At 69.1% G+C, this 21,886-nt stretch carries 20 protein-coding genes; 13 read left to right on the forward strand and 7 right to left on the reverse strand.

Going from position 1 to position 21,886, the window contains the following annotated elements; genetic code table 11:
* Positions 1 to 53 precede the first annotated feature (53 nt).
* Positions 54 to 641, forward strand: coding sequence for a TetR/AcrR family transcriptional regulator (locus ABZS29_RS09980; protein ID WP_355460306.1), 588 nt, complete (start codon positions 54 to 56; stop codon positions 639 to 641).
* On the opposite strand, the gene ABZS29_RS09985 is transcribed toward ABZS29_RS09980, so the two are convergent.
* Positions 638 to 2,083 carry a M81 family metallopeptidase gene (locus ABZS29_RS09985; RefSeq protein ID WP_355460307.1) on the reverse strand — a complete coding sequence of 482 codons (1,446 nt, stop codon included), beginning with the start codon at positions 2,081 to 2,083 and terminating at the stop codon, positions 638 to 640. The two genes, ABZS29_RS09980 and ABZS29_RS09985, sit on opposite strands and share 4 nt — an antisense overlap.
* 161 nt (positions 2,084 to 2,244) lie before the next feature.
* The gene (locus tag ABZS29_RS09990; RefSeq protein WP_355460308.1) at positions 2,245 to 3,258 is read right to left on the reverse strand and encodes a LacI family DNA-binding transcriptional regulator; all 1,014 of its coding nucleotides are present in this window, start codon (positions 3,256 to 3,258) and stop codon (positions 2,245 to 2,247) included.
* A 126-nt stretch (positions 3,259 to 3,384) separates the two neighbouring features.
* Between ABZS29_RS09990 and ABZS29_RS09995 the strand changes: the two genes are divergently transcribed.
* Together ABZS29_RS09995 and ABZS29_RS10000 are read left to right on the forward strand one after the other, a co-directional pair.
* On the forward strand, positions 3,385 to 5,289 hold the full coding sequence (locus ABZS29_RS09995) for a glycoside hydrolase family 30 beta sandwich domain-containing protein (RefSeq protein ID WP_355460310.1): 1,905 nt from the start codon (positions 3,385 to 3,387) through the stop codon (positions 5,287 to 5,289).
* Positions 5,290 to 5,410: 121 nt separating this feature from the next.
* Positions 5,411 to 5,857, forward strand: coding sequence for a GNAT family N-acetyltransferase (locus ABZS29_RS10000; protein WP_355460312.1), 447 nt, complete (start codon positions 5,411 to 5,413; stop codon positions 5,855 to 5,857).
* Here the strand turns inward: ABZS29_RS10000 and ABZS29_RS10005 are convergent.
* Genes ABZS29_RS10005 through ABZS29_RS10020 form a run of 4 tightly spaced genes read right to left on the reverse strand, consistent with a single transcriptional unit; the run spans position 5,854 to position 8,660 of the window.
* On the reverse strand, positions 5,854 to 7,071 hold the full coding sequence (locus ABZS29_RS10005) for a DUF6596 domain-containing protein (protein WP_355460313.1): 1,218 nt from the start codon (positions 7,069 to 7,071) through the stop codon (positions 5,854 to 5,856). The genes ABZS29_RS10000 and ABZS29_RS10005 overlap by 4 nt on opposite strands.
* Positions 7,053 to 7,430, reverse strand: coding sequence for a YciI family protein (locus ABZS29_RS10010; RefSeq protein ID WP_355460314.1), 378 nt, complete (start codon positions 7,428 to 7,430; stop codon positions 7,053 to 7,055). The genes ABZS29_RS10005 and ABZS29_RS10010 overlap by 19 nt, the downstream gene beginning before the upstream one ends.
* Before the next feature lie 10 nt (positions 7,431 to 7,440).
* On the reverse strand, positions 7,441 to 8,007 hold the full coding sequence (locus ABZS29_RS10015) for a dihydrofolate reductase family protein (RefSeq protein ID WP_355460316.1): 567 nt from the start codon (positions 8,005 to 8,007) through the stop codon (positions 7,441 to 7,443).
* A gap of 38 nt (positions 8,008 to 8,045) precedes the next feature.
* On the reverse strand, positions 8,046 to 8,660 hold the full coding sequence (locus ABZS29_RS10020) for a hypothetical protein (protein WP_355460317.1): 615 nt from the start codon (positions 8,658 to 8,660) through the stop codon (positions 8,046 to 8,048).
* 30 nt (positions 8,661 to 8,690) lie between these two features.
* On the opposite strand from ABZS29_RS10020, the gene ABZS29_RS10025 reads away from it, so the two are divergent.
* Positions 8,691 to 9,449, forward strand: a complete 759-nt coding sequence (locus ABZS29_RS10025) for an aminotransferase class IV (RefSeq protein WP_355460318.1) — start codon at positions 8,691 to 8,693, stop codon at positions 9,447 to 9,449.
* Here ABZS29_RS10025 and ABZS29_RS10030 read toward each other — a convergent pair.
* Positions 9,446 to 10,867, reverse strand: coding sequence for a CCA tRNA nucleotidyltransferase (locus ABZS29_RS10030; RefSeq protein WP_355460850.1), 1,422 nt, complete (start codon positions 10,865 to 10,867; stop codon positions 9,446 to 9,448). The genes ABZS29_RS10025 and ABZS29_RS10030 overlap by 4 nt on opposite strands.
* Positions 10,868 to 10,930: 63 nt before the next feature.
* Here ABZS29_RS10030 and ABZS29_RS10035 point away from each other — a divergent pair, with 63 nt between their 5' ends.
* The 9 genes from ABZS29_RS10035 to ABZS29_RS10075 all read left to right on the forward strand — a co-directional run bounded on the left by ABZS29_RS10035 (position 10,931) and on the right by ABZS29_RS10075 (position 21,884).
* Positions 10,931 to 13,216, forward strand: coding sequence for a hypothetical protein (locus tag ABZS29_RS10035; protein WP_355460320.1), 2,286 nt, complete (start codon positions 10,931 to 10,933; stop codon positions 13,214 to 13,216).
* Positions 13,209 to 14,855, forward strand: a complete 1,647-nt coding sequence (murJ, locus tag ABZS29_RS10040) for a murein biosynthesis integral membrane protein MurJ (protein WP_355460322.1) — start codon at positions 13,209 to 13,211, stop codon at positions 14,853 to 14,855. Before ABZS29_RS10035 ends, murJ begins: the two co-directional genes overlap by 8 nt.
* Positions 14,856 to 14,949: 94 nt before the next feature.
* On the forward strand, positions 14,950 to 16,611 hold the full coding sequence (locus ABZS29_RS10045; RefSeq protein ID WP_355460324.1) for a protein kinase family protein: 1,662 nt from the start codon (positions 14,950 to 14,952) through the stop codon (positions 16,609 to 16,611).
* The gene (gene sigM / locus ABZS29_RS10050) at positions 16,608 to 17,315 is read left to right on the forward strand and encodes an RNA polymerase sigma factor SigM (RefSeq protein ID WP_355460325.1); all 708 of its coding nucleotides are present in this window, start codon (positions 16,608 to 16,610) and stop codon (positions 17,313 to 17,315) included. The genes ABZS29_RS10045 and sigM overlap by 4 nt, the downstream gene beginning before the upstream one ends.
* 138 nt (positions 17,316 to 17,453) lie before the next feature.
* Positions 17,454 to 18,218: a hypothetical protein gene (locus ABZS29_RS10055; protein ID WP_355460327.1), complete on the forward strand. Its 765-nt coding sequence runs from the start codon at positions 17,454 to 17,456 to the stop codon at positions 18,216 to 18,218.
* A 117-nt stretch (positions 18,219 to 18,335) separates the two neighbouring features.
* Complete coding sequence (trxB, locus tag ABZS29_RS10060) at positions 18,336 to 19,322, forward strand: thioredoxin-disulfide reductase (protein WP_355460328.1); 987 nt, start codon at positions 18,336 to 18,338, stop codon at positions 19,320 to 19,322.
* Positions 19,323 to 19,368: 46 nt separating this feature from the next.
* The gene (trxA, locus tag ABZS29_RS10065) at positions 19,369 to 19,686 is read left to right on the forward strand and encodes a thioredoxin (protein ID WP_355460852.1); all 318 of its coding nucleotides are present in this window, start codon (positions 19,369 to 19,371) and stop codon (positions 19,684 to 19,686) included.
* 44 nt (positions 19,687 to 19,730) lie between these two features.
* A complete protein-coding gene (locus tag ABZS29_RS10070; RefSeq protein WP_355460330.1) occupies positions 19,731 to 20,855 on the forward strand; it encodes an N-acetylmuramoyl-L-alanine amidase in 1,125 nt (374 codons plus the stop codon).
* A gap of 81 nt (positions 20,856 to 20,936) precedes the next feature.
* A complete protein-coding gene (locus ABZS29_RS10075) occupies positions 20,937 to 21,884 on the forward strand; it encodes a DUF6528 family protein (protein WP_355460331.1) in 948 nt (315 codons plus the stop codon).
* Positions 21,885 to 21,886 lie beyond the last annotated feature (2 nt).

The raw sequence follows: 21,886 nt of genomic DNA on the forward strand, positions 1-21,886 counted from the left end.
TACCGCCGGGTACGGCTTGACCGTAGCGCAGGTCTTGAGCAATGCTCAACAGCGTGGACAACAGATTGACCGCGGAAGATCGGAAGAAGCAGCTCGTCAAGATCGGCTTGATGATGTTGCGCGACCAGCCGATCCACGAGCTGTCGATCGACGCCATCGCGGGCCAGGCCGGAATCTCCCGCAGCCTGCTGTTCCACTACTTCCCGAGCAAGCGCGACTACTACGTCGCCGTCATCTCGGCCGCCGGTCGCCGGCTGCTCCGCGTCACCAAGCCCGCCGAGGACCTGCCGCCCGAAGAAGCGCTGCGCGAGATGCTCGTGCAGTTTGTCGCGTTCATCGAGCGCCGGCGGACGGCGTACATCTCATTCGTCCGCGGTGCCGCCGGCGGTGACGACTACGCCGTCGAGGTCTATGACGACACCCGGGTCGGCCTCTGCCGCCGGATCCTCACCTTCCTCGGTACGCCGGAGGTGGCCGACAACCGCTCCTCGGTGGAGTACCTGCGGATCCACGCCTGGCTCAGCTACGCCGAGGACCTCGCGATCGAGTGGTCCAGCCTCCCCGAGGCCAATCGCCCGCTGACCGCCGACGAACTCGTCGACCACACCCTCGAGGCCCTCCAAACCCTCCGCAAGCTCTAGATCAGTTCCGGCTTGAGGTCCGGGGCGGGCATGTCGGGGTCGAAGGGGAAGAGCGGGCGGACGACGCCGTGGTGGCCGAGGCGGAGCAGGTCCTGGTCGACGCCGCCGGGAGTGAGGGCGAGCAGCCAGTCGGCGGCGAGGTTGTAGAGCTCCGGCTCGAGGTAGCCGATCTTCACGATCACGAGATCGGTGCCGGCCGGGTCGAGGCCGAGCAGGGTGAAGTCCGCGAGGTGGTGGTACGGCTTGCGGCGTGAGGTGAGGATGGCGTGCAGTCCGCCGACCTGGATCACGGCGACGGTTCCGCCGACCGGGTCCTCGGTGAGGGAGAAGACAGTGCCGGTCACCTCGACCGGGCCCGCGGGACCGGAGTCGACCTTGCCGCCCGCGGCCACGCTGATCGGGTTGCCGACGCCGGCCGCGACACAGGCCGCAACGGCATCAGGGTCCGTGATGCTGGCGTGGATCGCGGTCGCGCGGCCGCTGGTCAGGTCTTCGATCGTGAGCAGCTCTCTTAGCGTCCACGAGACATCGCCGGCGCCACCTGCGGTTGGGTTGTCACCTGAGTCGCTGATCAGGAAGGGCCGTGCGGTGCTCTTCAATCCGGCCTCGACGCACTCGTGCAGCGTCCCGGTCGGTGCCACGAACTCGAAGTCGGCGCGTGCATCCCAGTAGGCCTTGGCCAGCTCGGTCGCCCGCTCGGTGATCAGCGCCTCGTCGTCGCCCATCACGACGACGGCCGCACGGCACCGCGGTTCGTCGGCCCAGGCGTACCCGACCCAGACCGCAGCATCCAGTACGCCGGGCTCGTCCGCGATCTCGCCGACGCGCTTGTAGATGGAGGCGGCGGGCTCGATCCGGGTCGAGGTCTTCTCGCCGGGGAGCAGCACCGGCACCTGGATCCAGGCCTTCTTCGGCTTGCCCAGTCCGGAACGCAGCCGCTCAACAAGGTTGCGCGCGGTCCGCTCGCGGCTCTCCATCGCGTCCTCGTGCGGCGCCATCCGGTAGCAGGTGATCAGATCGACGGCCGAGCCCAACTCGCGGGACACGTTCCCGTGCAGGTCCATCGAGGTCGAGATCATCACGTCCGGTCCGAGTGCTGCCCGCACCCGAGTGGCCAGGTCGCCCTCAGCGTCTTCCCGGCCGACCACGCTCATCGCGCCGTGGATGTCGAAGAACAGTCCGTCGAGGTCACCCGCCGTACCGATCCGCTCGATGATCTCGGCCGACAGATCGTCATAGAACTCGGCGACAACAGCACCACCCGGCAACGACCGGGCATGCACCAACGGCACCCACTCGACGCCGTCGGCCCACTCCTTCTCCAGGAAGTCGTACCGCTGCAGCAACGCGTCACCACGCCGTACGTCGAAGTCGTCCGCGCCGGCGCGATGCGGCGAGAACGTGCTGGACTCGATGGCGATCCCGGCAATCCCGATCCTCATGTCTTCAACCTTTCACACCACCCGCGCCCGTCGGAAGCGTCGCCCGCCACAGCCCACCGCAACCACAACTGCCGGGCTCGCGTACACAACAAACGGCCGCAGCGGCGAGAAGCTCCGCCTACCCTCCCGGCCGCATGCCCACAGACGTGGGAGGCGGGTAGCTATGGGGCTCCTGCCGTGGACGTGCGGACTACTAGCTCGGTGGCTAGTTCTACGTGGAGGGCTTCGAGGGTGTGGCGGTCCAGGAGGCGGGTGAGGAGGGAGACCGCCATGCGGCCCATTTCGGCCAGGGGCTGGCGGACGGTGGTGAGGGGTGGGGTGGTGGCTCGGCTGAGGTCCAGGTCGTCGAAGCCGGCGATGGAGAGGTCGTGCGGGACGGAGAGGCCTTGGGCGGTGGCGGCTTGGAGGGCTCCGACGGCGGCTTTGTCGTTGAAGGCGATCAGGGCGGTGGGGCGGGGGGTGAGGGCGAGCAGGTCTTGGGCTGCGCGGTAGCCGTCGGGGGTGGTGGGGTGGTCGTGGCGGACGAGCTCTGGGTTGGGCAGGATGCCGGCATCGGCGAGGGCGGCGTGGTGGCCGGAGAGGCGGGCGTCGGCGGCCAGCCACTCGCGGGGACCGGCGATGACGCCGATCCGGGTGTGGCCGAGGGCGGTCAGGTGCGCGGTCAGTTGGCGGGCGCCGGAGTGGTGGGCGGCCGAGACCGAGGGAATGTCGCGCGGGAGCGAGGTCCGCGGGTCGACGACAACGAAGGGAAAGCGGCGGGAGCCGAGGCGGACGAGGTCGTCGCTCGACTCGGGCGGCAGGATCAGGATCGCGCCGGCCAGACCGCTCTGCGAGGGCAGCCGGGACAGGACCGGCTCGTGGGCGGCGGCTTCGCCGGCGTTGAGCACGACCTGGCGGCCGTGCCGGTCGAGCGTCTCGGCGATGGACGAGACGATCAGACCGAAGTAGTCGGTCAGCACATACGGACAGCGCACGTAGACCGCGCCGGCGACAGGCTTCGGCGTACCGCCGCGGGGAGTCGGCGCGCGCAGGCCGAGCTCCTCGACCGCACGCTCGACCAGGAGGCGAGTCTCCGGCGCCACGCTGCCTTGCTGGTTGAGCACCCGGGAGACCGTCGCGGTCGACACTCCGGTCGCGGCCGCGACCTCGCGCACCGTTGCGCGCTGCCTAGGCACTTGTTACATCGCTTTGTTTCACGCTCGGCACCTTATCCGGGAGCGGCGGAGCATTGACAGAGCTCGCCACAGATCGTTTCCTGAGGGCGTTTGTTGCACTTGTGTTTCACACCCCTGAGGAGTGCGATGCGAACACCGATGATCGCCACCGCCTTGGCGCTCACTACCGGTCTGCTGACCGTGCCGACCGCTGAGGCGCACCACCCGACCACCCAGGCTCGCGTCTGGGTGACCACCCCCGACCGCACCGAGCTCCTCCATGAGCGCGCCCCGGTTGCGTTTCAACGCGACAGCAGCGACCTGACGACGATCATGGTCGACCCGCGGACGACGTACCAGAGCATGGACGGCTTCGGCGCCTCGATCACCGACTCGTCGGCGGACGTGCTCTACCGGCTGAGTCCGGCGCTCCGCGAGGAGACGATGCGGAAGCTGTTCGATCCGCGCCAGGGCATCGGCGTCAGCTTCCTGCGGCAGCCTGTCGGTTCCTCCGACTTCACCGCCGCGGCTGAGCACTACACGTTCGACGACGTCGCGCCCGGTCAGACGGACTTCGCGCTGAAGCAGTTCAGCATCAAGCACGACGAGCAGCAGGTGCTGCCGCTGCTGCGTCGGGCCAAGCAGCTCAACCCAGCGCTCAAGGTGATGGCTTCGCCGTGGAGCCCGCCGGCCTGGATGAAGACCGGCGACTCGCTCGTCGGCGGTCGCCTCAAGGACGACCCGCAGGTGTACGACGCCTATGCGCGCTATCTGGTGAAGTTCGTCCAGGCGTACACGAAGGCCGGCGTACCGGTCGACTTCCTGGCGATCCAGAACGAGCCGCAGAACCGCAAACCCGGCGGCTACCCGGGGACCGACGTACCGGTTCGTCAGGAGGCTGAGGTGATCTCGCGGCTCGGTCCGCTGCTGCACAAGGCCAGCCCGCGAACCAAGATCCTCGGCTACGACCACAACTGGTCGACCCACCCCGGCGACATCGGTACGACGCCGCCCGGTGAGGACCCGGAGACCGACTACCCGTACAAGCTGCTTCGGACCTCGGCCGCCAAGTGGATCGCCGGTACGGCGTACCACTGCTACTCGGGCAACGCGGCGGCTCAGACCGCGTTGCACAACGCCTTCCCGGACAAGGGCATCTGGTTCACCGAGTGCTCCGGTTCGCACGGGCCGAACGACACCCCGCCGCAGATCTTCCGCGGCACGCTCACCTGGCACGCGCGCAACCTCATGCTCGGCACGACTCGCAACTGGGCGAAGTCGGTCGTGAACTGGAACATCGCGCTCGACTCCACCGGCGGTCCGCACCTCGGCGGCTGCGGGACCTGCACCGGGCTCGTCACGCTGCAGACCGATGGCACGGTCACGACGGACGCCGAGTACTACACGATCGGCCACCTGGCGAAGTTCGTGAAGCCGGGCGCGGTGCGGATCGGAAGCACGTCGTACGGGACGACCGGATGGAACGGGCAGCTGATGTCGGCCGCCTTCCGGAACCCGGACGGGTCGACCGCACTGGTGGTGCACAACGAGAACGACGACCCACGGAAGTTCGCTGTCGCGGTCGGAGACCAGTCGTTCGAGTACGAACTGCCCGGTGGTTCGATCGCGACGTACACCTGGCCGTCCTCGCGACCGTCCGCCCCGACGCCGGTCTCGCTGGCCGGCGCGACCGCAACGGCGTCTGTGAACGACGCCGAGGCGGCACTAGCGATCGACGCCGACGGTTCGACCGTCTGGTCGAGCAAGACCGCGCAGGCGCCGGGCCAGTCGATCCAGGTCGACCTCGGTTCGTCGAAGGTCTTCCGCCAGGTCGCACTCGACAGCGGCGGTCAGATCGGTGACTTCGCCGCGTCGTGGTCAGTTGCCGTCAGCAACGATAGTCAGCACTGGTCGCACCCGGTCGCCGGTACGTCGACCGGCCAGCTCACCACGGTCGAGCTGAAACCGTCGTACGCGCGCTATCTGCGGATCACCGCGAACAGCACCAGCGACCACTGGTGGAGTTTGGCGGATCTCCGGATCTACCGCTGATCCGGTTCCGATCCGGGCGCTGCCCCGCCCGGATCGGAGCCTCCGGTGCTCACTGCCCTCCGAGCGCCCGGAGAGAAATCCGAAACAGCTGCGTCACGGCGTCTTGCTACCGTCCGGACGCATGATCGAGGACCTGGAACTCCGCGCCGTACCGGGCACCGATCCCGCCGTACAAGCCCTCGCCGCCGCGCAGCAGGCCGAGCTGGCCGCGGTCTACGGCGACGACCAACCCCAGGTCGCCCTGCACCCCGACATCGCCTTCACCCTGCTCCTCGTCGCCGGTGCTGCCGTCGGCTGTGTCGGCCTCCAGCCGATCACCCCCACCCTCGGTGAGCTCAAGCGCATGTACGTCGAGCCTGCCTCCCGCGGTTGGGGCCTGTCACGCGTCCTGCTCGACGCGGTCGAGTCCCAGGCCCGCACCGCCGGCCTCACCCGGCTCCGCCTCGAAACCGGCCCCCACCAGCACCAAGCCCTCGCCCTCTACACGAACCACGGCTACACCCCCACCCCGCCGTACCCGCCGTACGAGACCGAGACAGCCTCGCTCTGCTTCGCCAAGGACCTCTAGTCCGTACGACGGGCCCGCCGCAGGAGGTAGTCCCGGAGCTGCTCGTCGTCGGTGAGCGCGGCTGCCGCCTCGAACGCCGCGGCCGCCTCGGTGAAGCGACCGACGCGCGCCAGCAGCTCGGCGCGCGTCGCATGGAACGGCTGGAACCGATCGACCCTGGACAAACTGTCGAGCATTGCCAACGCCTGTTCCGGCGATGAGGTCTGTGCGGTGACTGCGGCCAGGGCGACCTGTGCGCCGAGGCTCGGGGCGATCGTCACGAGTGCCGAGTAAAGCGTGTGCAACGCAGACCAGTCGGTCTGGCCGGTCCGGGCTCGTGCGCAGTGCACGGCTTGGATCGCAGCCTCGAGTTGGAACCGGCCCGGCGTACCTGTCGCCGACGAACGCCGCAGGTACGCCTCGCCCTCGGCGATCAGGTCCGCGTCCCAGCCGCTGACGTCCTGTTCGTCGAGCGGAACAAAGCTCTCGCTGCGACCCGCGGCGCGGGCGAGGGAGAAGGTGATCAGCGCGGCGAGGCCCCAGGTCTCGGGCTCGGCCGGCAGCAGGCTCGCCAGGGTCACCGCGAGCCGACGCGCCTCGTCAGCCATCTCGTCCTGCGCCGACCAGCTGATCGCGTAGCAACCATAAACGGCTTCCAGTACGGCGGGCAGCCGGTCCGGCATGCGGTGCCGATCCGGAACGGCGAACGGGATCCGGGTGTCCTTGATCCGCCGTTTCGCCCGCACCAGCCGTTGCGCCGTACCGGCCGCCGGTACGGCGTACGCGGTCGCGATCCGGGCCGCGTCGAACCCGAGCACGGTCTGCAGCATCAACGGCGTACGGATGCCCGGATCGATCGCGGGATGCGCGCAGACGAAGAGCAGTTCGAGCCGCTTGTCGCCGATCGCGTCGGGGTCGAGGTCGTCGAGCGGGGAGATCGCATCGCGGCCCAGCTCGGTCGCGAGCTCCAGCGGCTCGGTGGTGCGGTGCGCGGACGATTTCCACACGTCGCGTTGCCGGTTGCGGGCCACGGTGAGCAGCCACCCTTCGGGATTGGTGGGGACGCCTCCGTCCGGCCAGCTGAGCAGCGCTTGCTCGAACGCGCCGGCGAGACAGTCCTCGGCGAGCGCGAGGTCACCGGTCGTGGCGGCGAGCAACGCGACCAGCCGGCCGTACGACGTGCGGGCGGCCCGCGCGGCCGCTCGCTCGGCGGGGTTCACTGATTCGGAACCCACACGCCGTCCACGAGGTACGTCGCTCCGGGCCGGATCTCGACCGTGCCCCACTGGGCCGGCGGAGCCTGCCCGGCCCAGTGGATCGCGGCGTCCAGATCGGGGACGTCGATGACGACCGTGCCGCCGAGCTGTTCCTTGGTGTCCGCGAACGGGCCGTCCTGGATCCGCAGCCGACCCTCGGCGCGCGTCACCGTGGTGGAGTTGACCGACGGTTGCAAGACCTCGCCACCGATCAGCACTCCGGCCTGTTCGAGGGTCGCGGCGTAGCTGGCGAACGCCTGCATCCCGGCTTCGATCACCTCGGCGCCGAGCGACTCCGCGTCGTTCTCCTGGTAGTGCATCAACAGCGTGTAGCGCATCGCGACCTCCTCAACGGGTGGCGGCGTACTGGGCGATGATCACGCCGGTCGTGGTCGGGATCGTCCGCTGCAGGCTCAGATTCGTCCGGTCACCAGGGCCGAACAGCTTGGTTCCCGAGCCGAGCACGATCGGGTGGATGAGCAGAATGTACTCGTCGACGAGCCCGGCGGCGTGCAGCGAGCGCACCAGCTCACCCGACCCCAGCACCATCACGTCGCCCTCGATCTGCGCGACCGTCTCGACCGCCTCTCCCACGAGCAGGGTGGAGTTCGGGTAGGCGGGCGTCGTGTCCGCCGACCGCGAGACGACGTACTTGCGGGTGTTGGTCAGGACCTCGGTGAACGGATTCGGTTCCGGGTTCCGGATCCACCAGCCGACCAGGTCGTCGTACGTGCGATGACCGAACAGGAGTGAGCCTTCCTTGGCCATCCCCTCGCCGGCGAAGGCCATCGAGACTTCGTCCTGGTAGCCGTTCCCCCAGCCGCCGTGGGTGAAGCCCTTGCGGGTGTCCTCGTCGGCCCGGCCCAGGCCCTGCATGACGCCGTCCAGGGTGACGCTCTGAAAAATGCTGATCATGTGACGATGACGAGTTCACCGGCACCCGATCGACATTTCTAGTCCAGGTCGAGGACGAGGGCTTCGCCGTCGGGGTGGAAGCCGAGGCGGTTGAGGTACGGCGCGGAGTCGCGCATGCGGGGGGAGGCGAGCACCTGGCGGAAGCCCTGGTCGGTGAAGACGTCGCTGCGGCGGTAGACGAACTCGCCGGGGGTGAAGTCGCGGTAGGCGGGGAGGACGTAATCGAGGTCGATCTGGGCGCGGCCGTCACCGGCGTCGTGGGCGAGGACGACGCCGACGGTGGACTCGCCGCGCTGGACGAGGAACGCGTACGGGCTCGCGCCGAGGACGAAGCCGGGGTTGAAGCGGGTGATGTCGCGGCTGTGGGTGGCCAGGACGTGACCGAGGTAGGCGTCGTCGGAGTTGACCCGGAGGACCTCGTACTCGGCGTCGTCATGCCGGTGCCGGAGCAGCCGCCAGAGGTGGACGATGTTGATGACCGCCAGGACGGCGTTCATGCCGACCATCGGCCAGACGCCGATCACGAGGTTGAAGCCGACCAGGACGACGCAGCCGACCAGATTCAGTACCCGAAGCCGCAGGATCCGCGTCTGCAGCAGCGAGACCACCACGACCGCGGACCCGCCCCACCCGATGATGCTCCACACGTCCACGCCGCGAGCCTAGACCGTCACACTGGGCTAGTGCCTGATTCCCTGCTGCTGAACGGCGAACTGTTGCCTACCGTCACGAGTGAGTTGCTTCGGGCAACCAGCTACGGCCACTTCACGTCGATGCAGGTCCGCGACGGCCGGGTCGACGGGCTCGACCTGCATTTCGATCGACTGGACCGCAGCTCCCGCGAGGTGTTCGGCCAACCGCTCGACGCCGACCGCGTCCGCGCAGATCTCCGTACGGCGCTCGGCCGCGAGCGCGACTGCAGTCTGCGCGTCAACGTCTTCTCGCTGGACGGCGAACTCGACCTGCTGATCCGCCGAAGCGATCCTGTCGAGCCCGGGACCAAACCACTGCGCTTGCGGCCGATCCAGCACCAGCGCGCGCTACCGCACCTCAAGCACACCGGCACCTTCGACCTGATCTACCACGCCCGCCAGGCAGCTGCGGCCGGGTACGACGACGCGCTGTTCCACACGTCAGCCGGTGAGGTTTCTGAGGCGTCGATCTGGAACATCTGCTTCGCTCGCGGCACCAAGATCGTCTTCCCAGCCGCACCGGTGCTGGCCGGCATCCGCCAGCAGGTGCTCCAGCGCGGACTGGAGTCCTTCGAGACCCAGCGGATTCTGGTCAGCGAGCTCGGCAGCTTCGATGCGGCCTATCTGACCAACTCCATCGATCCGGCGCTCCCGGTCGCCGCGATCGGCGAGGTCACCTACGCACCACACCCGGCGTCCGCGCAGACGATCGCTGCCGCCTACGCCTCCCAGGAGGCGCAGGCGGTCTAGCTACGCTCGGACCACCAGCGGAGGAGTTCTTCGCGGGCTCGGTCTTCGCCGAGCGGGCCTTGGTCGAGGCGGAGTTCCATCAGGAACTTGTAGGCCTCGCCGACCTCACGGCCCTGAGGCAGGCCGAGGATCTGCATGATCTGGTTGCCGTCCAGGTCAGGGCGCAGGGAGTCGAGTTCCTCCTGCTCCTGGAGGCGGGCGATCCGCTCCTCGAGGTCGTTGTACGCCGATCGCAGCGTCTCGGCGCGGCGACGGTTACGCGTCGTGCAGTCGGCGCGGGTCAGGACGTGCAGGCGCTCGAGCTGGTCGCCGGCGTCGCGGACATAACGCCGTACGGCGGAATCGGTCCACTCGCCGTCGCCGTAGCCGTGGAAGCGGAGGTGCAGCTCGATCAGCGTGCTGACCTGCTCGATCTGCTCGTTGCTGAACCGGAGTGCCTTCATCCGCTTGCGCGCGAGTTTGGCGCCGACGACGTCGTGGTGATGGAACGTCACCTTGCCGCCGTCCTCGAAGCGGCGGGTCTTCGGCTTGCCGATGTCGTGGATGAGCGCGGCGAACCGGCTCACGAAGTCGGGCGCCGGGTACGGGAGTCGCGGCTCCAGATCGATCGCCTGGTCGAGCACGGTCAGTGAGTGCTCGTAGACGTCCTTGTGCCGGTGGTGCTCGTCCTTCTCCAGCCGCAGCGCGGGAAGCTCAGGCAGCACGTAGTCGGCGATGCCGGTGCTGACCAGCAGGTCGAGGCCGATCCGCGGGTGGTCGGCGCAGATCAGCTTGATCAGCTCGTCGCGGACCCGCTCGGCGGACACGATCGTGATCCGGTCGGCCATCGCCGTCATCGCGGCGACCACGGCGGGGTCCGGCGTGAAGCCGAGCTGGGCGGCGAACCGGGCCGCGCGCATCATCCGCAGCGGATCATCGGAGAACGAGTCCTCCGGGCTGCCGGGCGTCCGGATCACCTTGTTCGCGACGTCGGCGATACCGCCGTACGGGTCGACGAACTGGTGCGACGGGAGCAGCACAGCCATCGAGTTCATCGCGAAGTCGCGCCGGGCCAGGTCGCCTTCGAGGCTGTCGCCGTAGGCCACCTCGGGTTTGCGTGAGGTGGGATCGTAGGACTCCGACCGATAAGTGGTGATCTCCAGGACCCACTCGCCCTTACGACAACCGATGGTGCCGAACGCCTTGCCGATGTCCCAGATGTGGTCCGCCCAGCCGGCCAGCCGGCGCTCGACCTCGTCCGGACGGGCCGAGGTGGCGAAGTCGAGATCCTTGCTCCCCCGGCCGAGGAGAATGTCCCGGACGGGTCCCCCGACCAGGGCGATCTCATGGCCGGCCGCGGCGAACCGGGCACCCAGTTCGTCCACGACAGGAGCGATCGCCAGCAGTGACTGGACGCCTTGCCGCTGTACGGCGGACAACGATCCGGCAGGGGCTGACTGGTCGGCAAAAGGTGACACGGGGAACTAGGTTACGGTGACGGCGTGTTCAGACGGCGACTGAGGCTCTCAGCGGTGCTCTCCGCGAGCCTGCTGATCGTTGCCCCGGCAGCGATTTCGGCCGTCCCGGCGGCGGCCGTGGACGACGATCCGACCGTCGACGTGACGATCGACTCGTTCGCTCCGGCCGCCCCGAAGGCCGGTGACACCGTCACGATCAAAGGCACCGTCACCAACACCAGTACGGCGACCTTCCGCAACCCGCAGGCGATCGCGTGTATCGCTCGCAAGCCGCTGACCACCGCCGCCGAACTGGCCGCCGTACCGGACGAGCAGGACATCCCGATGAAGGACCGGGACAGCTGCTCGGGCATCGGTAACTCGGAGACGACCTATCAGGTCCTCGGCGACCAGCTGGCTCCGAACGCGAAGGCGCAGTTCACGCTCACCGTGCCGTGGAGCGAGTGGAAGGTCAGCAAGCAGAGCGGCACGTACGTCGTCGGCGTCACCTTCCGTCGCGACGACGAGGGCGGCGGACGGATCACCTCCGGCCGGGCCCGGACCCTGATGCCGGTGCTCGGCACGAAGCCGCTGGCCAAGGTGAGCACTGCATTGGTGATCCCGCTGCGGCACCGGCCGACCTTCGTCGGCGGCGTGTTGTTCGCCGACGACTCGCTGGCCCAGGAGATGGGTCCCGGCGGCGGGCTGCGGCGAGCGCTCGACCTGGGCAGGCAGCGCCGGGTCACCTGGCTGCTGGACCCCGCGGTGAGAGACGCGGCCGAGCAGATGGTCACGGGCTACCGGATCGGCACGAGCTTCAAGCAGTCCGTCCCCGGCACGGGCGGGAAGGTTGCCCAGCGCTGGCTCCAGGATCTGGAGGCGAGCCAGTCGGCCGGCAGCCAGGTCGTCGCGCTGCCGTACGGCGACGTGGACGTGGCCGGCCTGTTCGACGCCGGTGGCACGCAGAAGGAGCTGGTCCGGCTGGCCCGGATGACCAGTGAGCAGGCGAACCTCGGTGTCCCGGTGCGGACCAACGGGCTCTGGCTGGAGAACGGGTCGGCGGCGAGCCGCTACCTGGCCTTCGCCGCCAGCGGGTTCCGCGGCGCCGACGAGGCCGGGGACCTGAATCTGGTCAACAGTGCCGCCTGGACCGGCGATGCCGCGACGGTGGTGACCCCGGGGACCTCGGTCTACCAGGTGCTGACACCCGAGGGCCCCGCGAAGCAGACTCGGACGGTCGTCGCCAACTCCGGACTGACCGCCGGTGGACCGGACGCGGACCCCACTCCGGACGCGCTGCAGGTCCGGCAGCGGTTCATCGCCGAGACCGCACTGCTCGCCGCTTCCGCCGGCAAGACTCCGCCCACGGCGGTCGTCGTACCGCCGCGGGCGTGGGATTCCGACAGCTCGTCGACCGCTGCGCTCGCCGCGGCGATGGCCCTCCCGTGGCTGACACCGGTCACCGTCGAGCAGGTCGTCAAGGCCACTCCCAGGCCGCGGGCGATCGTCGCGCCGACCGCACCGAAGGCGAACGGGACCCTGACCGGTCCGCAGCTCGACAAGATCAAGCGGCTCGCGGGCTCGATCAAGACGTACACGAGCCTGCTGTCCGAGCCGGACACGGTCAGCCCGGACATGCCCAAGGGGCTGATGCAGTCCGCTTCGCTCGGCTGGAAGGGGCACGCCGACCAGGCGGGCCAGTACGCCGACGTCGAGCTCGGCTCGGTGAACGGGCAGCTCCGCGGGGTGCACCTGGTCAACTCGAGCCTGGACAAGGGCAAGGAGATCAAGGTCAACCTTGCCGGCAGCAACGGCACGTTCCCGCTGACGATCGCGAACGACCTGGAGCGCTCGATCCGGGTCGGCGTCGTCGTCCGGTCGGTGAACCGGACCGACCTGCGGGTGCGGACCGTCGACACCGTCGTCCTGCGCGCCGGCCAGAAGTGGACGCCCCGGATCAACGCGAGCGCCGAGCAGAACGGTGTCATCCAGGCCACCGCGCAGGTCGTGACCGTGAACGGCGACCCGATCGGCCCCGCGCAGCCGATGCTGATCCAGGCCAGCCAGTACGGCAGCGTCGGCTGGATCCTGGTCGGCGCCGCCTGCGCCCTCCTCTTCGGTACGTCGTTCGTCCGGATCTACCGGCGGATCCGCGCCGAGCGCCGCAACCCGCAGGCCGCCGACGAGACCGCGGCCGAGGCAGGTCCCGAGCACGACCCGCTGCACCCGGCTCCGTTGCCGGCCGCCCCCGCACCCCCCGCCACGGACTCCGACGCCGGTCTCCCGGCCGACGCGTCACTGAAAGAAGGAGTCGGCTCGAAGGATGGCTGACCGCACCCTGCGCTCCGCGGCGGTGATGGCAGCCGGGACGGTGCTGTCCCGCCTGCTCGGATTCGTCCGGCTGGCCCTGATCGCGGCCGCCATCGGCACCGCGCTGCGGGCCGACATCTTCAACGCTGCCAACACGATCCCGAACAGTCTGTACATCCTGCTGGCCGGCGGTGTGTTCAACACCGTCCTGGTCCCGCAGCTGGTGCGGGCGATCAAGAACCACGACGACGGCGGTCAGGACTTCACCAACCGGATCCTGACCTTCGGCTTCGTGATCCTGGCTGTCGTCACGACGGCCTGCGTGCTGCTCGCGCCGGCGATCGCCAACCTCTACACACCCGAAGAACTGCACGACCCGTCCCGGATCGCCGAGAAGGCGAACCTGGTGCTGTTCGTCCAGCTGTGTCTGCCGCAGATCTTCTTCTACGGCGCGTTCGTGCTGGTCGGTCAGGTGCTGAACGCGCGGCGCCGGTTCGGGCCGATGATGTGGGCGCCGATCGCGAACAACATCGTCGCCTGCGCGGTGATCGTGACGTTCCTGTTCGTCTACCGCACCGGCGACACCCCGGCCACCTACACCCACGGCGAGCAGTTGCTGCTCGGTCTCGGGCACACGGCCGGGATCGCGGTGCAGCTGCTGGTGCTGCTGCCGTATCTGAAGGCGAGCGGGCACACCTACCGGCCGAAGTTCGGGCTGCGCGGGACCGGGCTCAGCCAGACGGCGAAGCTCGGGATCTGGACGATGCTGTTCGTCGCCGTGAACCAGGTGACGCTCGTGGTCGTCACGAAACTCGCGCTCGCCGGTAGCGCGTCCGGCGACCTCGGCGCGAAGGCCGGACTGACGGCGTACCAGACGGCGATGCTGATCATCCTGATGCCGCACGGCATCATCACGGTCTCGCTGGCGACCGCGGCCCTGCCGCAGATGTCGGCACTCGCCGCGGACCGCGACCTCACCGAGGTGGCCCGGCTGTCGGCGCGGTCGATCCGCCAGACGCTGGCGATCGTCGTACCGGCTGCGGCGGCGATGATCGCGTTCGCCTACCCGATCGTCACGGTGATCGCCGGCTACGGCTCTGGTAAGAACAACCTGCAACTGATGGCCTACACGCTGGTCACGCTGGCATTCGGAGTCGTTCCGTACACGATCCAGTACTTCCAGTTGCGGACGTTCTACGCCTTCGAAGACACCCGTACGCCGTTCTTCCTGCAGTGCGTGATCGCGGCGACGAACATCGCCGCCGCGCTGATCGGTGTCCGGGTGCTGCTGGACAAGGAGCACCTGCGGTTCTCCGGTGTCATGCTCGGCGGGGCGTTCGCGCTGGCGTACACGGTCGCCGTACTGATCTCGCGACCGGTGTTGCGGCGGCGCGTGCCGCGCGTGACCGGGGCGGGAATCGGGCTGCCGCTGCTCGCGATGGTGATCGCCGCCGCACTCGGCGCGGGTGCCGGCCGGCTGGTGCTGTGGGCGGTCGACCAGGCCGTGGAGTTCTCCGGGCCGATCGGCGCACTCCTGCAGCTGGCGGTGGCCGGGATCGTCCTGCTTCCCGTGTACGCCGGAGTGGCCCGGGTACTGAGGATCCACGAGGTCAACGACGTGGTGTCCATGATCACATCGAAGCTGCCTGGCCGCCGCTGATCGGAAAGCTTGTGCACTCGTGCACCGGCGCTGGATCACGATGCCACTACGATGGTGGCTGCCGACCACAGCATCCAGGAGGGCGAGAGACACCGTGTCGAACCAGACCGTCAGTCCTGGTGCACTGCTCGCCGGGCGGTACCGGATCGCCGAGCTCCTCGCGGAGATCGACGGTGCGCGCGTGTGGCGGGCCGTGGACGAGGTGCTCAGCCGTGCGGTCGTCGTCGACGTCCTCCCGGTCGGCGACCCCCGGACCAATCTGCTTTTCGACGCCGCGCGGCGCGCTGCCGCGGCGGCCGACCCGCGCTTCCTCCGGGTGCTCGACTGCGACATGTTCGAAGGCGTCACGTACTGCGTCCGGGAGTGGGCCGGCGGTCGTCCGCTGGAGCGGATGCTCGCGAGCGGACCGCTGACCGGTCAGCAGGCGGGCTGGTTGGCCCGTGAGGTCTCCGAAGCACTGGAGAACCTGCACCGAATCGGTCACGCACATGGTTCGATCAGCCCGTCGACGGTCGTCGTCACCGACGCCGGTGCGATCAAGGTGGTCGGCCTGGCCACCGAGGCCGCTCTGCGCTCGAGCGGCCCGGGCACGGCCGAGCAGGACGTTCACGCGCTCGGACAGTTGCTCTACGCCTCGCTGACCGGCCGCTGGCCCGACACGACCCCCGCGTGGGGTCTGCAGCCGGCGCCGCTGGAGCACGGCCGGCTGATGAGCCCGCGCCAGGTTCGGGCTGGCGTACCGCGGTCGCTCGACGACATCTGCGACCGGCTGCTGGCCGACCCGCCCCGGCACCACACGCCGCCGATCACCAGCGCGGCCGGCCTGTCCGCGGCCCTGTCCGGAGTCGTCGGCAGCTCGCACGAGCCGCCGAACCAGATGGACGAGACCGTTCAGGTCGCCCAGCACCACGGCAGCATCGACGACGCCACCCAGGTGGTTCCGCAGGCGCCACCGCCCGCGCTCGACCCGGCCCCGGCGTACCAGTCGTCGAACGGGCACGCGGAGACCGCGCCGTACGCGCCGGTGGAGCCGAGGCCGGCCGCGCGCCGGCAGACGCCCCCGCCGTCGAACGGAAACGGCGGCCGTCGGCGCGCCGCCGACGAGCCGAAGCCGAAGGGCGGCTGGGGTGGCCGGATCCTGATCCTGCTCGCGATCCTGGCACTGCTCTCGGTCGTGGCGATGGCGCAGTTCCTGCTCAAGGGCGGTCTGAACAGCGGCCAGAACGACGACCCCGGGACCGGCGGCAAGCCGTCGGCCTCGTCGACGCCGAAGCCGACGGCCAGCGGCGCGGCCGCCAAGATCGTCGGCGCGAAGGACTTCGACCCGGAGCCCGCGGGCAACGGCGAAGAACATCCCGACGACGTCCCGAAAACCTACGATGGCAAGACGAGTACGGTCTGGGAGACCCAGTCGTACAACAACAAGCCGAACTTCGGCGGTCAGAAGCCGGGCGTGGGCATCATCTACGACCTCGGCGCGCTGACCCCGGTGTCGAAGGTGGTCGTGACGCTCGAGGGTGACGGCACCAGCCTGGAGATCAGGGTTCCGAAGGGCGACGACAAGACGACGTCGCCGGCGGCGGTGAACGGCTGGGAGCCGATCGCCACCGAGGCGGACCAGCCCGAGGGCGCGGTGACGCTGACGCCGTCCGCGCCGACCGAGACGCGGTACGTCATGGTCTGGCTGACCAAGATCCCCAAGGAGAGCGGTAGCAAGTACCGCGGCACGATCGCGGAGGTCTCGATCCAGAAATGACGGCTCACCTGGATTCGGAGCCGCACCCGGCTCAACCGCCCCGGATCGGCGCCCAGCACCCGGTCGCCCAGCCTGTCCAGGCGGGCAGCTACGACCAGCTGGACGACCACGAGCTGCTCCGGCTGCACGTGGCCGGCAACCCGGACACGTTCGGCTACCTGGTCAAGCGGCACCGGGACCGGATGTGGGCGGTCGCGATCCGGACCCTCGGCGAACCCGAGGAGGCGGCCGACGCGCTGCAGGAGGCGTTCATCTCGGCGTTCCGCCGGGCCGATTCGTTCCGCGGTGACGCCAAGGTGACCACCTGGCTGCACCGGATCGTGGTGAACGCCTGTCTGGACCGGATCCGCCGGCGGCAGGTCCGCCAGGCCGATCCGCTGCCCGAGGACGAGGACCGCGCGGCCGAGCTGGCCGGACCGGTCGAGGAGGACGCCGCCGAGGTGCGCGAGCGTCGGCTCGACGTCCTGAACGCGCTCAAGCAGATCAACTCCGACCAGCGCAGCGCGCTCGTGCTGGTCGACATGGAGGGTTACTCGATCGAGGAGGCGGCCGCGATCCTCGGCTGCGCGCCCGGGACCGTGAAGTCCCGCTGCGCCCGGGGCCGCGCCCGCCTACTGCCGTTGCTGCGGCACTGGCAGACGACTCGTGGCGGCACCGACGATCTTCCGGCCACAACAGCTGCCGAAGCCGTGGGAACCGAATGACCGGCCCAGCCGTCGTAGCGGAGTCGCCTGGGGTTCGCCCCGACTCTGGCGGCCCGTTGCCGACGTCTTCGACCGGAGTACTCCGATGACCACCACGCGCGCCTGCAGGCGCACGTCCCGTCAGGGGGCGAGTTCACGATGACCGATTCCGGTCTGCCGACCAGCGAACACCTCGAGCACCTCGACGTCGACACGATCGCCGATCTGCTCGAGAACCTGCTGCCCGCCACCGAGGCGCACCGCGCTCGTGAGCATGTGAAAGCGTGTCCGGACTGCCAGCTCACGTACGACGCGCTGCTGGAGCTGACCGAGGATCTCGCCGAGGAGGGCCGGGCCGACATCCCGATCCCGGCTGACGTCGCCGATCACCTGGACGCGGTGATCAGGTCCGAGGCCGTGATGCGGGCCTCCACGGTCGGCGTGCACTCGCTGGTGCAACTCCGCGAGGAGCCGCGCCGGCACGTGCCGAAGCTGCTCGGTGCGGCGGCGGCCGTCGTACTGATCGCGGCGATCGGGGTCGGGGTCGTGATGGCGACCAAGGACCGCGCCGGCGAGAACGCGGCGAACACCAACCCGACCGCGATCCTGCCCACCGGTGTCGTCTCGCTGAGCACCGCGCAGATCGTCCCGCAGGTGCAGAAGTGGCTCGAGAACACCGACGCCCCGCTGCTGAACGGCAGCGCCGCCGAGCTCAACTGCGCCCGGACCTTCGCCTCCACCCGCCCGAACCCGCAGCTCCAGCTGGTCCAGCCGGCCAAGGTCGACGGCGCCCGGGCGACCGTGGTCGGCCTGATCGGCGATTCGAAGCGCGAGATCCAGGTCTACGTGCTGACCGGATGTGACGGCGGTGGCGGCACCGGTACGTCGTTCTACCAGACCACGGTGACGCTCCGAAACCGCTGATCACACCGGGTGGGCCACGCGCGCGTCACGGACTCGTAGTCGGTACCGTGGGAATGGTCGGCCTCAAGGATCCGTTGAGTACGACGTACCCGTCTCAACGATTCGAGGAACGCCTGCATGAGCGAGTCCGTGGTCCGCAACGTCATCATCGTCGGCTCCGGTCCGGCCGGTTACACCGCCGCCGTGTACGCCGCGCGTGCGCAGCTGGAGCCGCTGGTCTTCGAGGGCTCCGTCACCGCCGGCGGTGCGCTGATGAACACCACCGAGGTGGAGAACTTCCCCGGCTTCGCGCAGGGCATCATGGGCCCGGCGCTGATGGACGAGATGCGCACCCAGGCCGAGCGCTTCGGCGCCGAGCTGGTCGCCGACGACATCGTGTCGATGGACCTGACCGGCGAGATCAAGTCGGTCACCGACTCGGCCGGCACCGTGCACCAGGCCCGTTCGGTCATCCTGGCGATGGGCTCGGGCTACCGCAAGCTCGGCGTCGAGCACGAGGACCGGCTGTCCGGCCACGGCGTCTCGTGGTGTGCGACCTGTGACGGATTCTTCTTCCGGCAGCAGGAGATCGCGGTCGTCGGCGGCGGTGACTCCGCCATCGAGGAGGCGACGTTCCTGACCCGGTTCGCGTCGAAGGTGACGCTGATCCACCGCCGCGGTGAGCTGCGCGCGTCGAAGATCATGGCCGAGCGCGCGTTCGCGAACGACAAGATCGACTTCGCCTGGAACTCCGAGGTCGCCGAGATCAAGGGCGGCGAGAAGCTGACCGGCGTGGTCCTGCGCGACACCGAGACCGGCGAGACCCGCGAGCTGCCGATCACCGGCCTGTTCATCGCGATCGGTCACGACCCGCGCTCGGAACTGATCCACGGCCAGATTCGGCTGGACGAGGAAGGGTACGTACTGACTCGCGAGGGCAGCACGGAGACCAACCAGCCGGGCGTGTTCGCAGCCGGTGACCTGGTCGACCACACCTACCGGCAGGCGATCACCGCGGCAGGCAGCGGCTGTGCCGCGGCCCTGGACGCGGAGCGCTTCCTGGCCAGCCTCGAGTTCGAGCACACCGTGGCGGCCGCGGCCGCCACCGAGTCCGTCACCGTCTGAACCTCACACAAAACACTCTGAAGGAGATATCGCCGTGGGCGAGAAGATGAACGCTGTCACCGACGCCGAGTTCGAGCAGACCGTGCTGAAGAGCGACAAGCCGGTCCTGGTCGATTTCTGGGCCGAGTGGTGCGGTCCGTGCCGCCAGGTCTCGCCGATCCTGGAGGAGCTGAACCAGGACCACGGTGACAAGCTGACCTTCCTGAAGATGAACGTGGACGAGAACCCGGTCACCCCGAGCAACTACCGCGTCACCGGTATCCCTACGATCAACGTCTACGTGAACGGTGAGCTCGCGAAGTCGATCGTCGGCGCCAAGCCGAAGGCGGCACTGCTGAAGGAGCTCGCCGACTTCACGGCGTGATCCACTAGGTAGGACACCGTCCGCCACGGCGAGGAGAAGTTTCTATGGAAGGCCCGCACGGCGTGTACAGGATCGGCGACAGTGGTGAGGCGGTTGCCGAGATCATCGGCAAGCTGCAGCGACTGGGGCTGCTGACCGGCGGTCATGACGTCTACGACGAAGCGACAGCGCACGCTGTCCGGGGCTTCCAGCAGCAACGCGGGCTGATGATCGACGGCATCGTCGGCCCGCAGACGTACCGCGCGATCGACGACGCGCGCTGGCGGCTGGGCGACCGGCTGCTGACGTACGTCGTCTCGCACCCGCTGACCGGCGACGACGTACTGGCCCTGCAGGCCAAACTGCAGGAGCTCGGCTTCGCCGTGGCCCGGATCGACGGCATCTTCGGACCGGACACCCAGCGCGCGGTGACCGAGTTCCAGCGCAACATGGGTCTGCCCGCCGACGGCACCTGTGGCCCGTCGACGTTCAAGGCACTCCAGCGGATCAAGCCGATGGCGACCGGCGGCCGGCCGGATGCTCTGCGCGCTTCCGAGGCCGTTCGGGCCGCCGGACCGCGGCTGTCCGGCAAGACCGTGGTGATCGACCCGGGCCACGGCGGTTTCGACTACGGCTGGGAGGGCTACGGCCTGCGCGAGTCCGACATCGCGTACGACCTGGCTTCGCGGATCGAGGGCCGCTTGGGGGCAACCGGCGTACGGGCTTATCTGTCCCGCGGCCGCGACCAGGGACCGGACGAGCTCGCCCGCGCTGCCTTCGCCAACGAGACCGACGCCAACCTGTGCGTCTCGCTGCACACCGACGGCTCCGCGAACCCCGAGGCTCAGGGCGTCGCGACCTACTACTACGGCAACGACCTGCACGGCGCCTCGTCGAGCGTCGGCGAGCAGTTCGCCGGGCTCGTCCAGCGCGAGATCGTCGCCCGCACCGACCTGCTGAACTGCCGCACCCACGCCAAGACCTGGGATCTGCTGCGGCGGACCAAGATGCCCGCGGTCCGGCTCGAGATCGGCTACGTCACCAACCCGCACGACTCGGCCCGCTTGGCCGACGCCGCCTTCCGTGACGTCGTCGCCGAGGCCATCGTCGTCGCCATCCAGCGCGTCTACCTGCCGCCGGAGCAGGACGCCGCGACCGGCATGCTGCGCTTCGGCCAGCTCACCGTCTGAGTCCTCGCCCCGCCGGTTGGTGTGGTGAGTGGGTCACGGCATCACTACCGTTGGCCGGGACATTCCGACCTGGGGGTTGCCATGTTCCGCCTGCTTGGCAGTATCTGTGTGCTCGCATCGCTCCTGTCCGCGGCACCACCGGCGCAGGCCGCTGAAACCGGTCGCCTGGTGGCAGTGACCGACCAGAACTACGACAACCCCTCGGCTGCCCGGATCCGATTGCTGGATCCGGCTGTGGCCGACTGGAGTACGGCGGCCGCGCTGAAGTGGACGTGGTCCCCGACTAGCGCCAACGGCTTCTCCGGCCTGACCGGCGCATGGGGTCTGCCGTCCGACGTGAAACTTCGGATGAAGGGCGACGCCTATGTCGCCGTCGTGTCGGACTCGCGCGGGCTCGCCGCGCTGATCGGCTATCCCGGCGGCCAGCGTCTGTGGGCGGTCAACGTCGGCTCGGCCAACAATCCGCACAGCGTCGAACTACTTCCTGACGGGAACGTGGCAGTTGCGGCCAGCACGGGCGGCTTCGTCCGCGTGTACACAGCCTCGCAGGGTTCGTCCTCCGGCGCCTATGTCAGCTATCCGCTGCCCGACGCCCACGGCGTCCAGTGGGATCCGGCACGACAGGTGCTGTGGGTGCTCGGCGGGAGCAAGCTGGCGGCCCTGAAGATCACCGGTACGGCGGCCGCCCCCAAGCTGACCGAGGTCACGTCGGTACCCGGGCTGACCGCCGGCGGGCACGACCTCACGCCGGTCCTGGAGAATCACGACCTGCTGTGGGTCTCGACGGGCTCGAAGGTTTACCAGATCAGCAAGTCGACCGCGACAATCGTGACCACGCTGAGCGAGGCCGGGATCAAGAGCATCAGCAGCATGCCGAACGCCCAGGAGGTCCGCACCAAGCCGAAGAGCGGGTGCCGGACCACTTGGTGCACCGACACGGTCGACTTCGCGGTGCCGGGAACCGCGCACCGGACGATTCCCGGTGCGGAGATCTACAAAGCTCGGGTGTGGAGCTCACGATATGAGTAGAC

It is taken from the genome of Kribbella sp. NPDC005582 (assembly GCF_040605415.1).
Classification (GTDB): Bacteria; Actinomycetota; Actinomycetes; order Propionibacteriales; family Kribbellaceae; genus Kribbella.

Excerpts from the sequence above, each read along its gene's own strand:
- ABZS29_RS09985 (WP_355460307.1), bottom strand. The coding sequence starts at position 2,083 with ATGAGGATCGGGATTGCCGGGATCGCCATCGAGTCCAGCACGTTCTCG.
- ABZS29_RS09995 (WP_355460310.1), top strand. The coding sequence starts at position 3,385 with ATGCGAACACCGATGATCGCCACCGCCTTGGCGCTCACTACCGGTCTG.
- ABZS29_RS10000 (WP_355460312.1), top strand. The coding sequence starts at position 5,411 with ATGATCGAGGACCTGGAACTCCGCGCCGTACCGGGCACCGATCCCGCC.
- ABZS29_RS10010 (WP_355460314.1), bottom strand. The coding sequence starts at position 7,430 with ATGCGCTACACGCTGTTGATGCACTACCAGGAGAACGACGCGGAGTCG.
- ABZS29_RS10015 (WP_355460316.1), bottom strand. The coding sequence starts at position 8,007 with ATGATCAGCATTTTTCAGAGCGTCACCCTGGACGGCGTCATGCAGGGC.
- murJ (WP_355460322.1), top strand. The coding sequence starts at position 13,209 with ATGGCTGACCGCACCCTGCGCTCCGCGGCGGTGATGGCAGCCGGGACG.
- sigM (WP_355460325.1), top strand. The coding sequence starts at position 16,608 with ATGACGGCTCACCTGGATTCGGAGCCGCACCCGGCTCAACCGCCCCGG.
- ABZS29_RS10055 (WP_355460327.1), top strand. The coding sequence starts at position 17,454 with ATGACCGATTCCGGTCTGCCGACCAGCGAACACCTCGAGCACCTCGAC.
- trxB (WP_355460328.1), top strand. The coding sequence starts at position 18,336 with ATGAGCGAGTCCGTGGTCCGCAACGTCATCATCGTCGGCTCCGGTCCG.
- trxA (WP_355460852.1), top strand. The coding sequence starts at position 19,369 with ATGAACGCTGTCACCGACGCCGAGTTCGAGCAGACCGTGCTGAAGAGC.
- ABZS29_RS10070 (WP_355460330.1), top strand. The coding sequence starts at position 19,731 with ATGGAAGGCCCGCACGGCGTGTACAGGATCGGCGACAGTGGTGAGGCG.
- ABZS29_RS10075 (WP_355460331.1), top strand. The coding sequence starts at position 20,937 with ATGTTCCGCCTGCTTGGCAGTATCTGTGTGCTCGCATCGCTCCTGTCC.